This window comes from Rothia sp. L_38 (genome assembly GCF_050689125.1).
Classification (GTDB): domain Bacteria; phylum Actinomycetota; class Actinomycetes; order Actinomycetales; family Micrococcaceae; genus Rothia.
Genome location: NZ_JBOEQD010000020.1, coordinates 1 through 21,265, shown reverse-complemented (window position 1 = coordinate 21,265; position 21,265 = coordinate 1). Strand labels below are relative to the sequence as shown.

General features: G+C 60.4%; 17 protein-coding genes. 13 read left to right on the top strand and 4 right to left on the bottom strand.

What is annotated here, in order from left to right:
• Nucleotides 1-14: 14 nt before the first annotated feature.
• The 3 genes from ACRCJM_RS11535 to ACRCJM_RS11525 all read left to right on the top strand — a co-directional run bounded on the left by ACRCJM_RS11535 (nt 15) and on the right by ACRCJM_RS11525 (nt 2,839).
• Nucleotides 15-1,703: a phospho-sugar mutase gene (locus ACRCJM_RS11535; protein WP_431465017.1), complete on the top strand. Its 1,689-nt coding sequence runs from the start codon at nt 15-17 to the stop codon at nt 1,701-1,703.
• Nucleotides 1,704-1,732: 29 nt separating this feature from the next.
• The gene (gene deoC, locus ACRCJM_RS11530; RefSeq protein ID WP_431465016.1) at nt 1,733-2,425 is read left to right on the top strand and encodes a deoxyribose-phosphate aldolase; all 693 of its coding nucleotides are present in this window, start codon (nt 1,733-1,735) and stop codon (nt 2,423-2,425) included.
• An 87-nt stretch (nt 2,426-2,512) separates the two neighbouring features.
• Complete coding sequence (locus tag ACRCJM_RS11525) at nt 2,513-2,839, top strand: hypothetical protein (RefSeq protein WP_431465015.1); 327 nt, start codon at nt 2,513-2,515, stop codon at nt 2,837-2,839.
• A gap of 161 nt (nt 2,840-3,000) precedes the next feature.
• Here the strand turns inward: ACRCJM_RS11525 and mfd are convergent, their stop codons facing one another.
• The gene (gene mfd, locus ACRCJM_RS11520; RefSeq protein ID WP_431465014.1) at nt 3,001-6,645 is read right to left on the bottom strand and encodes a transcription-repair coupling factor; all 3,645 of its coding nucleotides are present in this window, start codon (nt 6,643-6,645) and stop codon (nt 3,001-3,003) included.
• A 354-nt stretch (nt 6,646-6,999) separates the two neighbouring features.
• Here mfd and ACRCJM_RS11515 point away from each other — a divergent pair, with 354 nt between their 5' ends.
• The 10 genes from ACRCJM_RS11515 (at nt 7,000) to ACRCJM_RS11470 (ending at nt 18,584) form a co-directional block, all read left to right on the top strand.
• Nucleotides 7,000-7,755: a hypothetical protein gene (locus ACRCJM_RS11515; RefSeq protein WP_431465013.1), complete on the top strand. Its 756-nt coding sequence runs from the start codon at nt 7,000-7,002 to the stop codon at nt 7,753-7,755.
• 6 nt (nt 7,756-7,761) lie between these two features.
• Nucleotides 7,762-10,905 carry a fibrinogen-like YCDxxxxGGGW domain-containing protein gene (locus tag ACRCJM_RS11510; protein WP_431465012.1) on the top strand — a complete coding sequence of 1,048 codons (3,144 nt, stop codon included), beginning with the start codon at nt 7,762-7,764 and terminating at the stop codon, nt 10,903-10,905.
• A gap of 395 nt (nt 10,906-11,300) precedes the next feature.
• A complete protein-coding gene (locus ACRCJM_RS11505) occupies nt 11,301-11,963 on the top strand; it encodes a CDP-alcohol phosphatidyltransferase family protein (RefSeq protein ID WP_431465011.1) in 663 nt (220 codons plus the stop codon).
• A complete protein-coding gene (locus ACRCJM_RS11500) occupies nt 11,963-12,874 on the top strand; it encodes a glycosyltransferase family 2 protein (protein WP_431465010.1) in 912 nt (303 codons plus the stop codon). The genes ACRCJM_RS11505 and ACRCJM_RS11500 overlap by 1 nt, the downstream gene beginning before the upstream one ends.
• Nucleotides 12,875-12,878: 4 nt before the next feature.
• The gene (locus ACRCJM_RS11495) at nt 12,879-14,165 is read left to right on the top strand and encodes an O-antigen ligase family protein (protein WP_431465009.1); all 1,287 of its coding nucleotides are present in this window, start codon (nt 12,879-12,881) and stop codon (nt 14,163-14,165) included.
• Entirely contained in the window at nt 14,165-15,691 is a 1,527-nt protein-coding gene (locus ACRCJM_RS11490) for a lipopolysaccharide biosynthesis protein (RefSeq protein WP_431465008.1), read from the top strand. Before ACRCJM_RS11495 ends, ACRCJM_RS11490 begins: the two co-directional genes overlap by 1 nt.
• Before the next feature lie 29 nt (nt 15,692-15,720).
• Nucleotides 15,721-16,926, top strand: a complete 1,206-nt coding sequence (locus tag ACRCJM_RS11485) for a YveK family protein (RefSeq protein ID WP_431465007.1) — start codon at nt 15,721-15,723, stop codon at nt 16,924-16,926.
• A gap of 6 nt (nt 16,927-16,932) precedes the next feature.
• The gene (gene pssD / locus ACRCJM_RS11480; RefSeq protein ID WP_237187093.1) at nt 16,933-17,382 is read left to right on the top strand and encodes a PssD/Cps14F family polysaccharide biosynthesis glycosyltransferase; all 450 of its coding nucleotides are present in this window, start codon (nt 16,933-16,935) and stop codon (nt 17,380-17,382) included.
• Between the two features lie 9 nt (nt 17,383-17,391).
• The gene (locus ACRCJM_RS11475) at nt 17,392-17,988 is read left to right on the top strand and encodes a glycosyltransferase (RefSeq protein ID WP_431465006.1); all 597 of its coding nucleotides are present in this window, start codon (nt 17,392-17,394) and stop codon (nt 17,986-17,988) included.
• An 89-nt stretch (nt 17,989-18,077) separates the two neighbouring features.
• Nucleotides 18,078-18,584 (top strand): DUF2505 domain-containing protein, encoded by a 507-nt coding sequence (locus ACRCJM_RS11470; protein WP_135010995.1) that lies wholly within the window; start codon nt 18,078-18,080, stop codon nt 18,582-18,584.
• A 106-nt stretch (nt 18,585-18,690) separates the two neighbouring features.
• On the opposite strand, the gene ACRCJM_RS11465 is transcribed toward ACRCJM_RS11470, so the two are convergent.
• From ACRCJM_RS11465 to ACRCJM_RS11455, 3 genes are all read right to left on the bottom strand, one after another.
• Nucleotides 18,691-19,125, bottom strand: coding sequence for an adenylyltransferase/cytidyltransferase family protein (locus tag ACRCJM_RS11465; RefSeq protein ID WP_237198666.1), 435 nt, complete (start codon nt 19,123-19,125; stop codon nt 18,691-18,693).
• 229 nt (nt 19,126-19,354) lie between these two features.
• Nucleotides 19,355-19,810 (bottom strand): Fe-S cluster assembly sulfur transfer protein SufU, encoded by a 456-nt coding sequence (gene sufU, locus ACRCJM_RS11460; protein ID WP_237198667.1) that lies wholly within the window; start codon nt 19,808-19,810, stop codon nt 19,355-19,357.
• 46 nt (nt 19,811-19,856) lie between these two features.
• Nucleotides 19,857-21,164 (bottom strand): SufS family cysteine desulfurase, encoded by a 1,308-nt coding sequence (locus ACRCJM_RS11455; protein WP_431465005.1) that lies wholly within the window; start codon nt 21,162-21,164, stop codon nt 19,857-19,859.
• Between the last annotated feature and the right edge of the window lie 101 nt (nt 21,165-21,265).

The window sequence follows — 21,265 nt, the reverse complement described above, 5'->3', positions numbered from 1 at the left end:
GGACAAGGAAAGACATGTCACTCGATACTCAGCAGCTCCTTGAGCAAGCCCGCACCTGGGCCGCTATCGACCCCGATACAGAAACCAAAGCCCAGCTTGAGGGCATCATCGCCCAGGTTGAGGCAGGAGATGCGGCCGCAACCGCTGATCTGGCCGACCGCTTCTCGGGAACCCTCCAGTTCGGAACCGCAGGTCTGCGAGCCGAACTGGGTGCTGGCCCCATGCGCATGAACCGCGTTGTCGTTCAGCGTGCCGCCCAGGGCCTGGCAGACTACGCCACCGCGCGCGCGTCCGCTGAAGGCTGGGAGAAGATTTCCGCTGTGGTGGGCTTTGATGCCCGCAAGAATTCAGATATCTTCGCCCTCGACACCGCAGCTATTTTCACTACCGCCGGTATCGAGGTTCACCTCATGCCCTCTGCCCTGCCCACTCCCGTAACCGCCTGGGCGACCCGCGAATATGGCGCCGAAATTGGCGTCGTGGTCACCGCCTCCCACAACCCGCCTAACGATAACGGCTACAAGGTCTATCTGGGCGGAGCCGCCGTTGAACCCGGTGCCCGCGGCGCCCAGATTATCCCTCCCTACGACGGGGATATCGCTGCCGCAATCGCAGCTGTTGACACTCCGGTTCTGGCCGCTGACGGTTGGAAAGTGCTGCCCGAGAGCGTAGCAGCCGACTACATTGCCCGCGTTACCCCGCTGGTCGAGCAGAAGGACCGCGACCTCAAGATCGTGCTGACCCCCATGCACGGTGTAGGAGGTCAGACCGCTGAAGCTGTGCTGCGTCAGGCTGGCTTCGCCAACGTCACCCTGGTACCTGAACAGGCTGAGCCCGACCCGCTCTTCTCCACCGTCGCCTTCCCTAATCCCGAAGAGCCCGGTGCCCTTGATTTGGCTATGGCTCTGGCTGAGAAGATTGACGCTGACCTCATCATTGCCAACGATCCGGACGCTGACCGCGCGGCTTTCGCTGTCAAGCGAAACGGTACTTGGGCGATGCTGCGCGGCGACGAAGCCGGAGCGATCCTGGCTACCCGTGTGCTGGCGTCCGTCACCGACGCCGAAAGCGCAACCTTCGCCAACTCGATTGTTTCCTCCCGCCTGGCAGGGGCCATCGCCAAGGCTGCGGGGGTAGCCCACTACGAAACCCTGACCGGCTTCAAGTGGATTGCCCGCGTCGATAACCTGACTTTCGGCTACGAAGAAGCGCTGGGCTACTGCGTTGACCACGCCCAGGTGCGCGACAAGGACGGCATCTCAGCCGCCCTGGTCATGGCTGATTACGCCCAGGAGCTTAAGGACGCCGGTTCTTCCTTCCCCGCTCTCCTCGACGAGATTGCCACCGAGCACGGCCTCTACGCCACCGACCAGCTCTCCGTCCGCGTTGACGATCTCGCCCAGATCCCGGCGATGATGAAGCGCCTGCGCGCTAACCCGCCCGCAGAGCTCGCCGAGTCCCCCGTGGTATCGGTTGAAGACCTCACCGAGGGCACTGAAACCCTGCCACCCACCGACGGTATGCGCTACTACACCGAGGACTCCACCCGCGTGATTGTGCGCCCCTCCGGCACCGAGCCCAAGCTCAAGTGCTACCTCGAAGTGGTCGTACCGGTCAGCGGTTCAGTAGCCGACGCCCGCCAGGTTGCTAGCACCAAACTGGCCCTGCTCAAGGCAGACATGACCGCGGCCCTGGGCCTCTAAACAAACCAAGATTTCAAGGAAGAAACACTATGACTCTCGAACTTTCAGCAGCCGAACTGGCTGCCATGATTGACCACACCATCCTGGCCCCTTCCGCCTCAGAGGCTGACGTCCGCCGCCTCTGTGCCGAGGCCAAGCAGTACGGCTTCGCCTCCGTCTGTGCCAACCCCGTCTGGGCCCCCGTGCTGGCTGAGGAGCTGGCCGAGTCTGCGTCCGTCCCCTGCGTGGTTGTGGGCTTCCCCTTCGGTGCTTCCGCCACCGAGGTCAAGGCTTTTGAAGCCAAGACCGCCGTTGAGGCCGGTGCCCGCGAGGTCGATATGGTTATCAACATCGCCGACGCCCGCGCAGGTAAGAAGGACGCCCTGGTGGCAGATATCAAGGCCGTCGCCGAGGCGACCCACGCCGGTGGCGCCCTGCTCAAGGTCATCATTGAAACCTCCGAGCTGACCGATGACCAGAAGGTCCTGGCCTGCCAGGCTTCTGTTGAGGCGGGAGCTGACTTCGTCAAGACCTCCACTGGCTATTCGTCCGCCGGTGCGACCGTCGAAGATATCGCCCTGATGCGTGCCACTGTCGGCCCCGACCTGGGCGTCAAGGCCTCTGGCGGCGTCCGCACCAGAGACGAAGCCCTGGCCATGATCGAAGCCGGTGCCACCCGTATCGGTGCCTCAAAGGGTATCGCTATCATCGGTGCGGGCGAAGCTGCTGAGGGCGGCTACTAGGCCAGGTTTGTCTCTGTCATATGGTGCGAACCACCGGTATAGCACCTATACTGAGTAATACAGTACACACACGAAAAGGACTTCCCCATGTCTAAGACCACTGATAAGTCAGAGGCTGAGAAGCGCTCCAACGTTGAATCCTTCGGGATGGAATCCGGCGCCCCCGCCCGCAGCGGTACCCCCCAGTACTCAGGTACCAAGGAACTGGGCTCTAACATTGCCCTCTTCGTTCTTTGCTTCGTGCTCCTGCTGGGCTGCCTCTACACCCTGGGCATGTACCCCGAGGGCGGCTGGGGCTGGTGGACCGTAGCTGTTCTGCTCTACGGCGTCACCTTCATCATCCCCCTCTGGTTCCTGCCTTCCAAGACTAACGAGAAGCAGCACACCGGCGGGGCAGATCTCTTCCTCAAGTAATAGAGATACCTACGGTTTAAACCTAAGGGGGCAGCCCACCTGTAACAGGTGGGCTGCCCCCTTGTCTGTGGTTCCAGAAGCACCGATACGGTAGGTACCACCTAAGTGAGAAAAACCCACGAACTAGGTGGGTTTTTCTCACTTAGGTGGTACCTTTTGCCCTATGAAGCGGCGACGCCGGCCTCGAAGATAGCGTGGATAAACTGCTCAGCCCATTCCACCATGGCGTCGTCCACCAGGTCTTTGCCCCCAACAGCGGAGGTCTTAGGGCGGGGCACCAGAATCTGCCAGTTCTCGGTACCCGGAATCTGACGGTACTGGGCACCCGGATACATGCGGTCCAGTCGCATCTGGCGCGATTCTGGCAGATCATTGACCGGGAAGAAACGAACCTTGGGGCCCATAGCCACAATCTCGGTCAGACCCACAGCGCGAGCGCGGTGGCGAAGAGCCGCGACCTTGAAAAGGTTCTCAACCGGAGCAGGTGGGGTGCCGTACCGGTCTACCAGTTCTTCGCGAGCCTCAGCTAGCTCCTCGGCAGTCTGGGCCTGGGCAATCTGGCGGTAGGCCGATAGACGCAGGCGCTCTGAACTCACATAGTCATGCGGCATGTGGGCGTTGACCGGAAGATCCACCTTAATCTCGGCAGGTGCCTCTTCATTCTCACCGTGCTGGAAGTTAGCCACAGCCTCACCCACCAGACGCAGGTAGAGGTCAAAACCAACACCGGCGATATGGCCGGACTGTTCGCCGCCCAGCAGGTTACCGGCACCGCGAATTTCCAGGTCTTTCATGGCTAGACGCATACCGGCACCCAGCTCATTGTGGGTTGCTACCGCTTTCAGGCGCTCGTGGGCGACCTCGGTCAGTACCTTCTCAGCCGGGTAGAGAAAGTAAGCGTAGGCGCGCTCGCGGCCGCGCCCCACGCGTCCGCGCAGCTGGTGAAGCTGAGACAGACCATAGTTCTGGGCCTGATCAACGATCAGGGTATTGGCATTGGAGATATCCAGGCCGGTTTCAACGATGGTGGTCGATACCAGCACATCGAACTTGCGTTCCCAGAAGTCCACGATAATTTTTTCCAGGCGGGATTCGCTCATGCGCCCGTGGGCCACGGCAATGCGGGCCTCGGGGACCAGCTTCTGAATCTCGTTGGCGGTCTCTTCAATGCTAGAAACCCGGTTGTGGACCACGAAGACCTGGCCCTCGCGCATGAGCTCGCGGCGGATTGCGGCGGTGATTTGCTTGTCGGTGCGGGGGCCGACGAAGGTGAGGACGGGGTGGCGCTCCTCGGGCGGTGTAGCCAGGGTGGAGGTCTCCCGGATACCTGTCAGCGACATCTCCAGGGTTCGCGGAATAGGGGTGGCGCTCATGGCTAGAACATCCACGTTGGTGCGCATGGTCTTGAGCTTTTCCTTGTGCTCTACGCCGAAGCGCTGCTCCTCGTCGATGATGACCAGCCCCAGGTCCTTCCAGTCCACCGACTCGGAGAGAATACGGTGGGTTCCCACAACTACGTCCACCGACCCGTTCTTAATACCCTCGGCAATTTCGGCTGATTCCTTGGCCTTTTGGAAGCGGGAGAGCACCTTGATGGAAACCGGGAAGCCTGAGAAGCGCTCGGTGAAGGTTTCGTAGTGCTGCTGGGCGAGCAGGGTGGTGGGAACGAGGACGGCCACCTGTTTGCCGTCCTGCACAGCCTTGAAAGCTGCACGCACAGCGATTTCGGTCTTGCCGTAGCCCACATCGCCTGAGATGAGGCGGTCCATGGGGATTTCCTTCTCCATGTCGGCTTTGACCTCGTTGATGGCGGAGAGCTGGTCGGGGGTCTCGTTGTAGGGGAAGGCCTCTTCGAGTTCCCGCTGCCAGGGGGTATCGGGCCCGAAGGCGTGACCGCGAGAGGCCTGGCGGGCTGAGTAGAGTTTGATCAGGTCAGCTGCGATTTCCTTAACAGCTTTGCGAGCCTTGGACTTGGTTTTAGCCCAGTCGGAGCCACCCATCTTCGAGAGTACCGGGGCATCGCCGCCCACGTAGTTTGAGACCTGGTCTAGCTGGTCGGAGGGCACGAAGAGACGGTCCTTGGGCCCGCCCCGCTTCGAGGGGGCGTATTCCAGAACCAGATATTCCTTCATGGGCTTGGGTTGTCCCGGAGTCACGGTGGCCCCGGCGATAGGGCGCTGGATCAGTTCAACGAACTGGCCGATACCGTGTTGCTCGTGCACCACGTAGTCACCGGCTGACAGGCTCATGGGGTCGACCGCGTTCTTGCGGCGGCGCACGGGCAGCTTGCCGCTACGCAGGTCACGGGTGGCGTATGGGCTGGTGCGGCCCAGAATATCGGCTTCGGTCAGCAGGCCCAGCTTTTCGCCGTCCATCATGAAGCCGCGCCCCATGGAGGCTGTGGTCATTTCGATAATGCCGGGCTCAGGCAGACCGGTCAGGGACTCTACACGAGAGGCCGGTATCTCGGCTTCCTGGAAGAGGTCAAGCAGGCGGGTGAGCGGGCCGGGGCCGTCGGTGACCACGGTGATGCGCCAGCCGTCCTTCACCTTTTTTCCGACTTCGGTCAGCAGCTCGGTCACGTTGCCCGAGTAGGTATGGGGGGCGCGGGCAGCAAGCTGCACTGAGTCAATACCGTCGTCAATGGCGTCATCCACGCCCAGAGCCGTGATAGCCCACCAGCCAAAGCCCTTGGCGAGGGCGGTTTCTCGCAGGGAAGCGATGGTGCGGAAGCTACCGGCGCTCAGACCGTCGGGACCGTTGGCGCCCAAATCGATGGGGGCGTCTGTGCTCTCTGTCACCGAGTCCCAGGCAGCGAGCAGGAACTCTTCGTTGGTCGTTACCAAATCGGTTGCACGAGAGCGTACCTTTTCAGGTTCGATAATGACGGGCAAAGACCCCTGAGGCAGGTGGTCGAGCAGGGTGACCATATCGTCGACCAGCAGAGGAATGAGGGATTCCATGCCTTCAACATAGATACCGCCGGCAATTTTTTCGAGCATGGCGGCAGCCCCGGGGAAGGAACCTTTGAGTCGGGCAGCCCGGCTCATCACAGCAGGGGTAATGAGAAGCTCGCGGCAGGGGGGAGCAAGCAACTCAGTGGGGTGGTCTTTACCGGGTAAAGTACGCTGGTCAGCGACCGAGAACCAGCGGATATTCTCGACCTCGTCCCCAAAGAATTCAATGCGGGCAGGGTGGGCAGCGGTCGGTGAGAAAATATCGATAATACCGCCGCGTACAGCAAATTCCCCGCGTTTAGACACCAGGTCAACGCGGGAATAGGCAGCTGAAGCGAGCGATTTAATCAGAACATCAAAGTCTTGCTCTTCCCCTACCCGTAAAGTCACCGGCTGCATGTTCTCTAACCCTGCAACTAGAGGCTGCAGCACAGAACGGATGGGGGCTACCACAACGCGAGGGGCGGACGCACCCCCCTCGGCAAGAGCGCGCAAGACCGCTAGACGCTGACCCACGGTATCACTTCGCGGGGAGAGTCGCTCATGGGGCAGGGTTTCCCAGGCCGGGAAGAGCTGGGCCTGCCCGTCTTCCATCAGGGCACCCAAAGCTGTGACAGTATCTTCAGCTTCACGATCAGTGGCGGTCACAGCCAGCAGGACGGGCGGGGTCGGCTGGCTCTGAGCGGCAAGCTGTTGGGCTATACCTGCAAGAAGAAAAGGGCGCGCCCCGTCAGGGGAACCAATCAGAAATTCATCCAGGCGGGCTTTGAGGTCTGCACCTGCCTGGGTGATGACTGCTGTGTAGCTGGGTTCGTGGGTGAGGGCTTGAGAAAGGCCGCTCAGTGACATCTTCGCTCCCCTGGGGTAAGGCCGGTTGGTGCAGGTTCCATTATCCCATAGGGCCCTCTAGACCCGCAGTCTCTAGAGCCCACCGGGCAGGTAAGGACCCACAATAAGGCACCTACCAACAGCAAGTAATACAGATGTGATAAACACCAATACTATTTTTGAACAAAACTATTCTTGTCCCCATAAGTTACTACCGAGTAACCCCATATTTTCCATCTAAGGCTATTAACCCGGCCAGGTGCCAACCGGTAGTATGAAATGACCAGCAAAGCGACCTGGTAGAACCCCACTCCATTCGCACGGAGAACCAGCAGGCTTTGCTCCAACCCACGCACCACAACTTTTAGGGACTTAATGAAACGATTAGGGATACCCCTCTCTTCTGCCCTGCGCACCCCTAGCCTGCGCACGGGCGTCCTTGCCCTGTGCGCTAGCGCCACTCTCGCCCTAGCCGCCTGCGGCTCGTCGGCAGAGAATGAAGCAGGTTCAGAGAGCACATCCAGCACCACTACCACCGCCGAAGCCACCAATAGCGCAGGCGAAACCTTGACCGAAAACTTCGCAGGCTCCGAAGCTCTTGCCGAAGCCAGTGAAGCTGCCGTAGACACGGAAGAAGTTCAAACCGCCGAGCAGCTTTACAGCGACGTCCAGGGAGCTTTGGCGGGCATCCAGCCGGCTAGCACCTCAGTATCGCAAGAAGATACCTCAAGCGACATCGCCGGCGACACCGAAAGCGTACAAGCCAACGAAAACGCGGTCGAAAGCAACGTATCAGCCGAAACCACCTCACAGCTTGAAGCAGCAGCCACCGGCACCGCCCTCGACCAGTACCTCGCCACAGCCACCGAATACGCACTTGCTGGCTGGCACGTAGAGGGAACCTCCACCGTAGTCGGTACCCCCCGCATCGCAGATGGTGAGTACAACGGCCAGGCAGCCAAGATTATGGAAGTCTGTCTAGATTCCTCGGGAGTCAAGGTTGTAGATGCTACGGGCAACACCGTTAGCTCCGATCAGTTCACCCGCTCACTCAACATTTTCACTCTGGTAGAAGAAAACGGGGCATGGAAAATCGCTTCCCATGACTTCCCCAATAACGCAGATTGCTAAACACACATGAAGAAACCCTCACTATTTACTAAGATCGCCGTTGGCGCGGTTGCCCTGGGCGTTGGCGTCTCCGTCATCCCCGGCGCTATCGCCACCAACGAGTACGTAGCCAACGGTCTCACCAGCGAAACCGCAGCGGCGTCCTGCTGGGAAATCAAGCAGAACGACCCCGAGTCAAAGTCTGGCGCCTACTGGCTCTGGACCGACGAGATGGACGCCCCCGCCCAGTTCTACTGCGACCAGGAAACCAACGGTGGCGGCTGGGTCATGATTGGCCGCGGCCGCGAAGGCTGGAGCGAGGACTACGCCGGTAAGGGCGACCCCCGCGAGCTAGCAACCAACCCCGACGGTACGGACGCTTTCTCCCCCGTCCAGCTCCCCTCAGCCACCGTGGACGCCCTGCTGGGCGACACCAAGGTGCAGGACCTTGAGGACGGCGTCCGCTTCTATCGTGCTGGCAATGCCGCTGGCACTACCTGGCAGAACATGTACGCCAAGCGCACCAAGACCGAAGACTGGTCCTGGACTCTTTCTGCCTACCACCCCTGGGAAAATATCCGCTACGATAACGACCCCGCACTGGGTGCTGACCGGAGCTACGCGACCTCGGTCAACCGTATCTCCAACAATAACGACTACTACTACGCTAATAACTTCTACGGGCGTAGCAACCAGTCTTGGAAGATCGGCTTCGCCTACGGCCGTCTCGTTCAGGGAACCGATACTGCGACTTCTTACCTCTGGTCCCCCCGCCGGGCAGGTTACGCCATTCCCTTCACCCAGGTTTTTGTGCGCCCCAAGATTACCCAGGCAGACCTAAACCTGACCGATATCGCAGATAGCGGTACCGCAACGGCCACCGAACGCGCCCTGCCCGCCAGCTTCTCTTCCCGCGTCACTTGGCGTACCAGCGCTAACAGCGGCACCGGCAATACCGGCGAGCTCAACACCCGTGTACAGGCCATCAACCAGCTGGGCGATACCGTCTACACCGGCGGCGACTTTGCCTTCGTTGAAAACGCCGCCACCGGCGAGAAGGTACAGCAGAAGTTCATCGCTGGCTACAACGTCAACACCGGCGAGCTGGTTCGTTCCTTCGCTCCCCAGCTCAACGGCCAGGTCAAGGCTATTTCACCCCTCCCTAACGGCAAACTGGCAGTTGGTGGCGAGTTCACCCGGGTCAACGGTCAACCCTCTAACGGCTTTGTCATTCTGGACCCCGTCACCGGTGCAACCGACACCTCACTGGGCTGGGACGTTGTCAACCGCAACGCCAGCGGCACCTCCTTCGTCAAAGCTATCGATGTGCAGGGCAACTATGTCTACATCGGCGGTAACTTCACCCACGTTAAGGGTGCCACCTCAGATACCTACGCCTACTCCAAGAACATCGCCCGTTTCCGCCTGAACGACAACTCGGTTGACTGGTCCTGGCGCCCCGTGACCAACGGTACCGTCAACGGTGTTTCGGCAAGCGATGAGGGTGTCGCTATCGCCGGCTACTTCTCAACCCTCAACGACCAGCGTGCATGGAAGCTGGCCTACATCAACACCACCGACGGCAAGGCAGCCCAGAATTGGGAGTGGACCCTGTCTCACCGTGCCACCAACCCCACCCATCGCGATGGCTTCCAGTTCGATGTGCAGGATGCCGGATCAACTATCTGGACTGCGGGTGCTGAACATCTCGTCGCCCAGTACGATAAGTCCAATCTAAGCAACCGTCTGACCACTGCTATCACCAAGAGCGGCGGCGACTTCCAGGACCTATCACTCGATAGCAATAACGTGCTCTACGCCGCCTGCCACTGTGGCGACTGGATTTACTACGGTGCAACCACCCACGACAATCCGTGGAACGCACCCACTTACAGCGGTGTGAACACCATCCGTCTGATTTCTGCATTTGATGCCCAGACCGGCGAGATTCTGCCCCAGTTCAATCCCAGCCTGCAGGGCCAGCGCGGTCACGGTATCTGGGCGTCCTTCACCGACTCCGCCGGCACCCTCTGGGTTGGCGGCGATATCACCCGCTCCCTGGGCTACAACGGTGTGCAGCAGACTGTCGGTTTCGCCCGCTACGCGCCCGCTGATTCTACTGCTCCGGCTACCGCGTCCAACCTCTCCGTCACCACCGACGGAACCACCGATACCCTGTCATGGACCGGTGTTTCTGAGCGCGGTGTCACCTACCAGATTCTGCGCGATAACCGCGTGATTGCTTCAACGGCGGACACCAGCTACAAGCTGCCCACCACCGAAGACGCTCGCTACTTCGTCCGCGTCTCCGATGCTGCCGGTAACGTCTCTGCTTCTACCCCGGTCGCTGTAGCGGCTAAGCCTCAGCCCACTCCTGAGCCCACGGTAGAGCCCACCACCGAAGCACCTGCTGAGCCGACTGCTGAACCCACAACCGAAGCTCCGGCTGAGCCTACTGCTGAGCCCACCACCGAAGCTCCAGCTGAGCCCACCGCAGAGCCTACCGCAGAACCCACCACTGAGGCCCCCACTCAGCCCGATAACCCGAATGTGAAGCCCATTGAAGAAATCACTGAGGAGCCGGTTCCCCCGGTAGTTGAGGAAAACCCCGCTCCCGCTGAGCCTGTTGCTCCGGTTGAACCGGTCAAGCCTGCAGATCAGAAGGTTGTTGCTTCTGGCGATAACTGGGATGTAGCTTTCGTGCTGACCAACGAGTATGACAAGACCTGGCGCAATACCAACTACGCCTACAACACTGCCCGTCAGTGGTACGTTGGCCCGACTTCAATCGGTTGGGGCGAATTCTCGCTGGCAAACCGCGTCCAGTTCGCCTACTACAATCAGCCTATGTCGATGTTCCTGCGTAAGGAGATGCAGCTGACCCCGCAGGCTAACCAGGAGCTGGTTCTGACCACCTACGCAGATGACGGTATCGCTATCTACGTCAACGGCCGCGAGGTCAACCGCACCAACCTGATGGCTAACGCAGCTCCCAACACCCCGGCGCGGAAGGCTGTTCCCTACTCACTGGCCAAGGCAACCCCGATTACCGTGGTTGTTCCCGCTAGCCAGCTGAACCAGGGTAAGAACGTGATTGCCGTTGAGGTTCACTCTTACCGTCGCTCCGAGAGCGCTACCTTCGATATGGAAGCAGTTCTGCGCACCAAGTAAGACTGCTAGCTGCCCATAAATAGCTGTGGCCCGTGCCTCTTGTGCGCGGGCCACTTCTTTGTTGAAGCGGTAGGGGCGGACGCCGGCGTTCGCCCCGACGGGATGAGTCGGCGGATCTGGGGTAAGAACATATTGAAGGTCATAGTTTTGTGGGCTAGTTTTCACCTATGGCTGGCACAGTTGTTCACCTAAAATTAAGTACCCGGGCGTGTTTCTCTCGGGTGAGCTCCTGATATTCGCACGGTGGCAGCTCTGCTTATGGCCCGTGCCACGCCTATCTCGCACACACTTTCAAGGATTAACTAGGGTTTATGACTAGCACTCGCACTTTGGCCCCCCGTGGGTTTAGGGAAACACTGACGCAACTGAACTCTGCCCAGAAGTCTGGGGCTGGGGTGCCTGCCTATACCCGCTGGGTCAACCGTCGTGTTGCCCGTATCTTTGCTGCGGCTGCGGTCAAGGTTGGTCTTGGGCCCAACGGGGTCACTGCTCTCAGCGCCACGGTTTCTGTGCTGGGTATGCTCTTGATGATTTTCTTCCCGCCTTCGCCCCTGTTGGGTGTTGGGGTGGCTCTGCTGTTTGCGCTGGGCTACGCCCTGGATTCGGCGGACGGTCAGGTTGCTCGCGTGACAGGGGCGTCCTCCCCTGCCGGTGAGTGGCTCGACCACGTGGTTGACGCTATGCGTACTCCCGCGATGCATCTGACAATTCTGGTGGGCTTTATCAAGTACCCGCAGGCCTTCGCCGTAACCGGCTGGCAGCTATGGTGGCTTCCTCTTGCCTTTACAGTACTGGTCACGGGGCATTTCATGAGCCAGATTCTGGCTGAACAGCTACGCAATAATCGGGGTACTGCTGCCCCGGCTACCGGTAGCACCCTCCGTTCTTTCGTCAACCTGCACATGGACGCCGGTACCTTCTGCTGGATTTTTATCTTCTGGGGCACAGGTCTTGGCTTCGTGCTGGTCTATGGCCTGCTCTTTGCTGCCAATGCTGCCACCGTGTTGCTTTCCATGCGCCGTAAATTTGTTACCCTCGCTCAGCCGGCAGGTGCCTAATGCAGAGTGTTTCCGTCATTATCGCCACGAACGGTAAGCGTCCTGAGCTACTGCGTACCGCGGTAACCGCCCTGTTCGAGCAGACCTACACCGGCCCGGTTGAGGTGCTGGTGGTCTTTGACCACGTTGAGATTGACTCGCTGGCCGACGTTGCGGTTCCTGAGAACCGCTCCTTGCGCACTATCCCTAATACCCGCGCCCAGGGTCTAGCCGGTGGCCGCAACACCGGTATTGAAGCTGCTGCCGGAGACATCCTTGGCTTCTGCGACGACGATGATTACTGGCTGCCGACCAAGCTCGCTGACCAGCTAGAGCTCTGGCAGCGTGCCCCGCAGGCAATTGCAATTTCTTCGGGTATCCGGGTGCGCTCTGGCGGTAAAGATATTGACCGTTTAGCTCCCGCCCGCGCCACCTTCGCTGATTTTCTCCGCTCCCGCATCACCGAAATCCACCCCTCGGCGATGCTCTACCGCCGCTCAGATTTACTAGGACGCGTGGGGCTCGTTGACGAGGACCTCCCGGCTGCCTACGGTGAGGACTACGACCTTCTTCTGCGCGCCACCAAGTTCGGTGATATCTACTCGGTCGAAAAGCCGCTGGTACTGATTCTGTGGGATCGCCCGTCCTTCTTTGCTGGCAAGTGGGAGAACATGGCAGCGGGTCTCACCTACCTGCTGCGCAAGTTCCCCGAGTTTGAAAGCGACCCCAAGGGTCTTGCCCGTATCTCGGGGCAGATTGCTTTTATTCACGCTGCGCTGGGGAATAAAAAGCTGGCTCTTGCCTATGTACGAGCTACGCTGCGCCGTGATCCCGCGCAGCTACGAGCCTGGGCTGCGTTGCCTGTTGCCCTGGGGCTGGTAAGCCCCTCTGCACTTTTGGCGGCTGTGAATAAGACCGGTCGAGGCCTCTAACCCCATGGCCCTTCTTACCCCCACTCACCGCCACAACCGGTTTTTAACCGCGGTTGCCCCCACCGCCGGGGCGCCTCTCCCGGCCTGGCCTATTCTGGTTCTACTCTATGGCTTCCCCCTCGTGTGGGCTATGGGCATGATGCAGTTCGCTCCCACTCTGCTGGCTACTGCCATGATTGTGCTCATGGTCATGCGCCGCCATGTGCTGGTGCACTCCACCATGTGGATTTGGTTTGCCCTCATGTTCTGGGGGCTCATCTGTATCGTCTCGGTCGATACCGCTTCAGAGTTCCTGGGCTGGTTCCAGCGCTACATGAACATCTTTAACGTGGGTATCTACACGCTCTACTTCTTCAATGCCCGCGAGCGCATTCCCAACCACATTATGCTGGGCGGGCTGCTGACGATTTGGTTCACGGTGGTGATTTTGGGGTACCTGGCCTTGGTCTTCCCCGATTTCCGTCTGCCGACCCCGATGAGTTTCATTCTGCCGGGGGCCCTGCTTAATAACGAGCTGGTGAAGGACTATGTGCTTCCGCCCATGGCTGAGGTGCAGTGGCCCTGGGGCGCTGAGGTGGCTTATATCCGCCCGTCCGCGCCCTTCCCCTACGCTAACTCTTGGGGCCTGGCCTATGCGCTGCTGACCCCGGTGGTGTTTGCGGTGATGACCGGTGTGCACTCGAAGAAGATTCAGCTGGGGCTGGGTTTTGCGGTGGCCCTGTCGCTGGTGCCTGCTGTGGCTACCTCTAACCGGGGTATGTTCATTGGCCTGGGGTCAGCTTTTGCCTATGTGCTCTTCCGGCTCCTACTCAAGGGTGACTGGCGGGCGCTGGGTATCGGTGCGGTGCTGGGCGTTGGCGTGGTGACCTACCTGCTGGTTTCTGGCGCTGTGGGCGATATTTTGGGCCGTCAGGAGTATTCTGATTCCACCGGCGGCCGTGCCTCGCTCTACGAGCTGACTTTTGAGTACACCCTGCGCTCTCCCCTGGTGGGCTATGGCACCTCGAAAATGGCCGATAGCGTGGGCGTGTCGATGGGTACCCAGGGTCAGGTCTGGGCGCTGATGTTCTGCTTTGGTTTCGTGGGCTTGGGGCTTTTCCTGCTCTATGTGGTTTCGGTTCTGATTAACACCTGGAATATCGCCTCGATTGCCGGCATGTGGGTGCACTCGGTCATTGTGTCTGCTCTGGCTGTCGTTTTCTTCTACTCTTTTGACGTGATCCAGCTGACCGTCCTGATGCTATCGGTGGCGTTAATGATGCGCTCTCGTATGTACGGGGAGGGTTTGTGATGGCTCGTTCTCTTGCTCGGAGCGGAGCTTTCTCCTCCCTCTATGTGATATACGGTTCTGCCGCTGCTTTCGTGGCTACCCTGATTGTTTCTAACGGGGTGGGCGAAGCAGGGGCAGGGGCCTTCTTCCAGGTCATGGCTTTCTTCGCGATTGCTACTTCTCTCTGCGTATTCGGTGCCGACACCGGTCTGGTGCGCACCATGAGTGCCCAGCGCGCTGTGGGGCGCTACTCTAGCCTGCCCCAGCTGATGCGTTTTGCATTCGGGCCGGCCACCGTCATTGCCCTGGTTCTGGCCGTAGCTGCCCTGCTCTGTGCGCTACCGGCTGTGACCCCGAATCTGGGGGCGGACGTCCGCGCCGCAGTTCTCGTGTCAGCCCCCTTTGTGGTGGTGGCGGCCTGGATGACCCTGTGCTTTGGTGCCCTGCGCGGGCTGGGGCACACGGTTGAGTTCACCTTCTTGCAGTCTGCCCTGCTGCCGACCTTGCGTATCGGTGCAGTGTTACTGGCGGTGGCCTTCTCGGGAGCTATTGCCTATCTGGCGCTTGCCTGGGCTGTGCCCCTTCTGGTGGTTTTTGTGGTAGCTGCGCTCTGGGTACGGAAATATATGCCCCAGCAGGAGGACGTGCCCAGCTACCCGGCTCGTCACCTTGCGGTTGAGCAGGTGTCCCCTACCGCTGTGGCGGCTCCCGAGTCGTCCCGTTCTTTCTGGGCTTTTAGCTCGGCTCGCGGCGTATCGGCTATGGTCGAGGCAGTGCTGGAGTGGGTTGATGTGCTGCTCATCGGTCTCTTCTTGGGGCCCGCTGCTAGCGGTATCTACGGTGCCGTCAATCGCTGTGTGCGGGTTGGTGCTATGGTTGAGCACACCGCCCGGGTGGTTACCGGCCCCGATATCTCAGCGGCTATCGCTACCGGTGACCAGCTCCGAGCCCGCCAGATTTTTGTCTCGGCTACCCGTATTCTGATTGCTGTCGGCTGGCCCTTCTTCATTACGCTTGCCGCCTTTGGCCCGGTTCTCTTGGGTTTCTTCGGTGAGGGCTTTACAACCGGTGCCCCGCTCTTCTTTATCATCGGCGCGGCGATGCTAGTGCAGATGGCGGCAGGCGGCGTGCAGTCGGTACTGCTGATGAGCGGACGCGCCCGCTGGCAGCTCTACAACAAGCTTTCGGCTTTACTGGTGGCGCTTGTGCTGAACCTGGCCCTCATCCCCCTCTGGGGGCTTGCCGGAGCAGCAACAGCCTGGGCGGCAGCCGTCCTCACTGACTGCGGCCTGGCTACAGCCCAGGTCTACGGCAAGCTGGGCATCCGCCCCCGTCTCACCGAGGTCCTGCCAATTATGGCTCTTGCAGCCCTTACACCGGGTGTGGGGGCAGCGCTGACCATCCTGCTATGGGGGCAAAGTCTGCTAGCCTTAGCTGCCTACGCGCTAATCCTTGTCCCCCTCTACTTAGCCATGATTTACCGCTTCCGCCGAGCAGTCGGTCTTGAAACTCTCGTCGCATCAATCACTCGCAAACTTCGCCGCTAGGCCCATACACTCCTAGGGAAGGAATACACATGGAACGCTCCTCACGAGCCAGAGCCAACGACCAGCATGCTACCCCCATTTCGCTGGGGGCCGCCGTCCGCCGCATCCTGCGCCACAAAATCGTTGTACTCATCAGCACCCTCATCTTCGCTGCCCTGGGTGCAGTCGCCGGCCTAGCCCTGCCCCATTCTTATGAGTCCAAGGCAGTCATCAACGTCACCCAGCCCAGCGCTGGCGCCAGTGGCCTGCGTGCTGCCCTCAACTCCATCGACATGGACACCGAAGAAGCCATCGCCTCCTCCCGTGTGGTTCTGCAGGCCGCAGCCGACGAGCTGGGCATGGACGTAGCCGACCTTAAAGACCAGGTCACCGCAGCAGGGCACTCCAATAGCACTATCCTCGACATCATCGTCAATGCCAAAGACCCCAACGAGGCAGCAGATATCGCCAACACCGTTGCCCGCGCCTACCTGGCCCATCGATCAGATACCCTACGTGCCAGCCGAGAAGAGACCCGAGAGAACATCGACGCTGTCTCTAACGGTATGGATAAGGCCCTCGTTGACCAGGCAATTCTGACCCTAGAAGCAACTTCTACCGACAGCGGCACCATCATTTCAGAGGCCCAGGTGCCCGACGCCCCCTCAAACTTTAGCCTGGCCCAGACCATCTTCATCGGTGGCGCCATGGGTCTGCTCATCGGCATCTTCGCAGCCTACGTTGTAGACCGCACCAACCGCACCCTGGGCTACTCAGAGCGCCTCTCAGAAATCTCAGGGGCTCCCGTCTCCATCATTGCCCGCGGTGCCGAAACCGAATCAGCAACCCAGCTGTTACGCCGTATCGGCGTAGCAGACGGGCGCCTCAAGAACGCCGATCTGCGCGGCATCACCATCTTCTCCCCCACCCCCCGCGCAGCAGCCTCGCTGACCTCCCTGCTCACCGGCGTCCTCACCGACAGCAACTACAGCATCGCCGACGCCGCTACTTTCAACGCCCTGGGCCTGGAGAACCTCAAGGACCACATCAAGCAGAACTCCCCCGTCATCATCGATGCCCCCGCGTCTGCCTCGACCTCAAAGGTCCTGTTGGCCGCCGACCATACCCGCGTGCTGCTGCTGCCCTTTACCTCAAAGAGCACCGTCAAGAGCGCCCAGCGACTCTTCGACGAGCTCACCCCGGCCAGCTCCACCAAGGTCATCCCCGTCTACTTCGACGCACCCACCCAGAAATAAGCAGCCATGAAAGTACTCCTCACCGCAAGCGCTGGCGGCCACCTGGCCCAGCTCATTGCCCTCGATAAATTCTGGAAAGAACACGACCGTGCCTGGGCCACCTTCGAGCTGCCCGAAGTCAAAGCTGCTCTAGAGGGCGAGCGTACCTACTGGGTGCACTTCCCCACCACCCGCAACATTCCCAACGCTATTCGTAATATCGGGGTAGCCTGGCGGGTGCTCCGTAAGGAGCGGCCCGATGCGGTGGTCTCCACCGGAGCCGCGGTCGCGGTGCCCTTCTTTATCATCGCTAAGCTGTTGGGCATCAAGACCGTTTTTATCGAGGCCTACGACCGCATCACCATGCCCACCCTCACCGGCCGCATGTGCTACCCCATGAGCGACCTCTTTGTGGTGCAGTGGGATGAGCAGAAGAAAACCTTCCCCGAAGCCGTCAATATCGGCCATATCCTCTAGGAGGCTGCCGTGACAGAAAACCCGCGCCCGGATGCCGCCCAGGCTAAGGCTTACGATCTAGTGGTGTCTCTGGGCACCGACCATCACCACTTTGACCGGCTGATTCAGTGGGTTGATGCTTACCTGGCAGATCGGCCAGAGGTTACTGCCCTGGTACAGCACGGCTTCACTGCTCCTCCCCAGCATGCGGACGCCGTCGAGCGCATGCCCCGGGGCGACCTGCTCGACCTTTACCGGGCTGCCAAGGTGGTGCTGGTTCAGGGCGGCCCGGGTTCGATTCTCGATGCCCGCGAGGTTGGGGCTATCCCGCTTGCTGTGCCGCGTGTGGCTGAGCTCGACGAGGTCGTTGATAACCACCAGGTCGAGTTCTCCCGGGTTATGGAGACCCACGGTGAGGCTATCGTTGTTACCAGCCCCGAAGACCTGAGAAACAAGCTGGACGCGTCCTTTGCCGACCCCGGTTCGCTCCGGGGCACCTACCGGGTGCCCGGTAGCGACCAGGCCTCAGATAACCTCTCAGCCGAGCTAGAGGCCCTGGGCACAGCCTATAACAGCGGTTTCATCCGCCGGACCGCGCAGATTATTGCCGGATTCCGCTCTCAGTAAGCAAGGCCGCTCCGCGCTTTCGCGCCCTCAAGCACACCCCGTAGAATAGGGCACGACACCTTTATCACCGCCCCTGAAAGAGAGAGCCCATGGCTGTTCAGAGTTCAACCACTATCAACGCTTCTATCGACAACGTCATCCGCGCCTTTGCCGACGAGAACTTCGCTCGCTTCGCCAGCGAAAAGGTCCGTATCTCCTTCGAGTCCTTCTCGGTTGATGGCGACCCCGCCGGTGCCTTCACCGCCACCACCGTGCGCGCTATCCCCGCAGACCGCATCCCCGATATGGCAAAGAAGCTCCCCGGCGTATCCAACGGTGTGACTGTTTCTCAGGTTGACCGCGTCTCAGCTCCCGCAGCAGACGGCTCCCGCACCGTAGTTTCTGAGGTCACTGTCAAGGGTATCCCCGTTACCGGTAACGCAACCCAGACCCTGACCCCCGCCGGTGAGACCACCGAGGTTAAGGTCGACGGTGAGGTCAAGTGCTCCATTCCCCTGGTTGGTAAGAAGATTGCTGCAGCAGCTGAGCCCCAGATTGGCCGCGTCTTCTCAGCCCTGGGCACCAGCGCCGAAGAGTACATCAAGGCTAACTACTAAGAGTCTCTAGATACCAAGGACGCCCCGCCCTCCGCTCCCCTTTCAAGGGGAAGGAGGGCGGGGCGTCCTTCGTTATCTCTGGGCTTCGCTCTAGGGCAGGAAGCAGTTACGCAGCAGCGGCGACAGGGGTGTTGAGCGCTTCGAGGGCTGCCCGCAGCTTGGTGCTGGAGGTGTGGGCGGTGTAGGGGAAGTAGACTACCTGCACGCCGACCTCAGCGAAGCGGTTTTCCAGGTCGATGCCGCGCTGGGTGCCCTTCCAGTCGTCGCCCTTGAAGAAGGTATTGAAGCGCACCTGCTCCCAGGTTTCGAGCTTGTCGACCACGGTTTCAGCCCGGACTTCGTCTACGAAATCGATGTGGGAGACAATTTCCATGCGTTCGGCTAGGGGCACGATGGGCTTACGGCCCTTGGTGAGTTCTAGCATTTCGTCGGAGACCACTCCGGCGATCAAGTAGTCGCAGTTCTTTTTAGCTTGGCGCAGGATGTTGAGGTGGCCTACGTGGAAAAGGTCGAAGGCGCCGGCGGCATAGCCGATGTTCATGGGTCCCCCAGGTGTGCGTGTGGGCGCGGTGCGAGCGCGCTAGTACGGGTGTGTTTGTCTTTTAACCCTACGTTAAGGTTCGGGGCAGGGTAAGGACGCAGCCGGGGCCACTTTGGGGGACACCCCAGGTCAGAGGGTGGTTGGGGTAACAAGAAACCCACCCCGCTGCGCCAGGTGGAGCGGACGCTGGAGGTGGGTTCTGTACGCTGAGCTGGGATTTTATACCGGGTTAGACGGCTGCTTCTTTGGTGGCTTCTTCGGCCGCTACCCAGGAGAGCATGGCGCATTTCACGCGGGCTACAAACTTGGAGACGCCTGCGAAGGCGGCGGCGTCGCCGAGGACTTCTTCGTCAGGTTCAACCTGGCCACGGGAGCGGAGCATTTCGCGGAAGTCGTCGACGAGCTTCTGGAATTCCTGGGTGCTCATGCCGGGGGCCATTTCTGAGAGTACGGAGGCTGCGGCCATAGAGATAGAGCAGCCGTCGCCTTCCCAGGAGATGGAGTCGATGGTGTTCCCGTCGTCATTGAGGATGACGCGTAGGTTGATTTCGTCGCCGCAGGTGGGGTTGTACTGGTGGTTGGTTGCGGCGCGGGTTCCGTCAGCGGGGTCGATGAGGCCCTCGCCAGATCGCTGCTTGGAGTGTTCCAGAATGATTTGCTGGTAGAGCTGTTCAAGGCCGCTCATAGTCGGTGTCCTTCTTTCACGGTGTGGTGGCTAGTTGCGCTTATCTTTAGTCGGTGTAGCCGAAGTAGCGGCGCACCTTAGCGAGTTCTTCGATGAAGCGTTCTACGTCGTCGGTGGTGTTGTAGATGTAGGCGCTGGCGCGGGTTGAGGCAGTGATGCCAAGAGCCCGGTGCAGGGGCTGGGCGCAGTGGTGGCCTACGCGCACGGCGATGCCCTTTTCGTCGAGAAGCTGGCCGACGTCGTGGGGGTGCACGCCTTCGACGTGTACCGAGGTGAGCCCGGCTCGGGGCTGGCCTGCTGCCGGGCCGATGAGGCGGACGCCGGGGATTGAGCTTACGCCGTCGGCAAGGAGCTGGCCGAGCTTGGATTCCCAGGCATGCACCTGTTCCATGCCCAGGTGCTGGAGGTAGCGTACAGCTTCAGCCCAGGCTATGGCCTGGGAAACGCGCTGGGTTCCTGCCTCAAATTTGATGGGGGCGGGCATCCATTCGGCTTCGGTCATGGTGACCTTGGTGATCATGGAGCCGCCGGTGAGGAAGGGGGGCATTGCTTCAAGCAGCTCGTTTCGGCCATAGAGGGCTCCGATACCGGTGGGAGCGAGCATCTTGTGGGCAGAGAAAGCTGCGAAGTCCACGCCGAGTTTTTTCACGTCAACGGGCATGTGGGGCATTGACTGGCAGGCGTCCAGCACGGTGATGGCCCCGACCTTCTTGGCGAGTGAGACCATGAAGTCGACGTCAGTGATAGAGCCTGCCACGTTTGAGACGTGAGTAAAGGCGAGGACGCGGGTGCGGTCGGTGACGATGGACTCGGCAGCTTCGTAGTCGATGAGGCCCTCATCGGTGACGGGGATGTAGCGTAGGGTGGCACCGGTTCGGGCTGCCAGAATCTGCCAGGGAATGACGTTGGCGTGGTGTTCCTGCTCGGTGGTGACAATTTCGTCGCCCTCTCCCAGCGCAAAGCGGGCGGCGGCGTCCCCACCGATTCCGGCGGACGCGTTGCCGAAGGAGTAGGTGAGCAGGTTGAGGGCTTCGGTGGCGTTGGAGGTCCAGACCAGCTCGTTTTCGGCGGCGCCGATGAAGGAGGCGACGGTGCGGCGGGCGTCCTCGAAGGCGTCGGTGGCGTCGACGGCGAGGGTGTGGGCGCCGCGGTGGACGGCTGAGTTCGCGCCGAGGTAGTAGTTACGTTCGGCGTCGAGGACCTGCAGGGGGTTTTGGCTGGTGGCTCCGGTGTCGAGGTAGGCCAGGGGGTGGCCGTTGACCTGGCGGCTGAGGATGGGGTAGTCCTTGCGAAGTTCGGTGACGAGTTCGTTGGTAAGCTCTGCCCCGGCTGGGGTGCGGTAGCTGCTGGCCACTGTCTTTGCCTTTCCGTTGGGTACGCCTAGTATAACGGCATGTTTTTCTAGCCTATTCCCTGTGGGGCGGAATTGGTAGTTAGGGCAAGCTTGGGTTACCA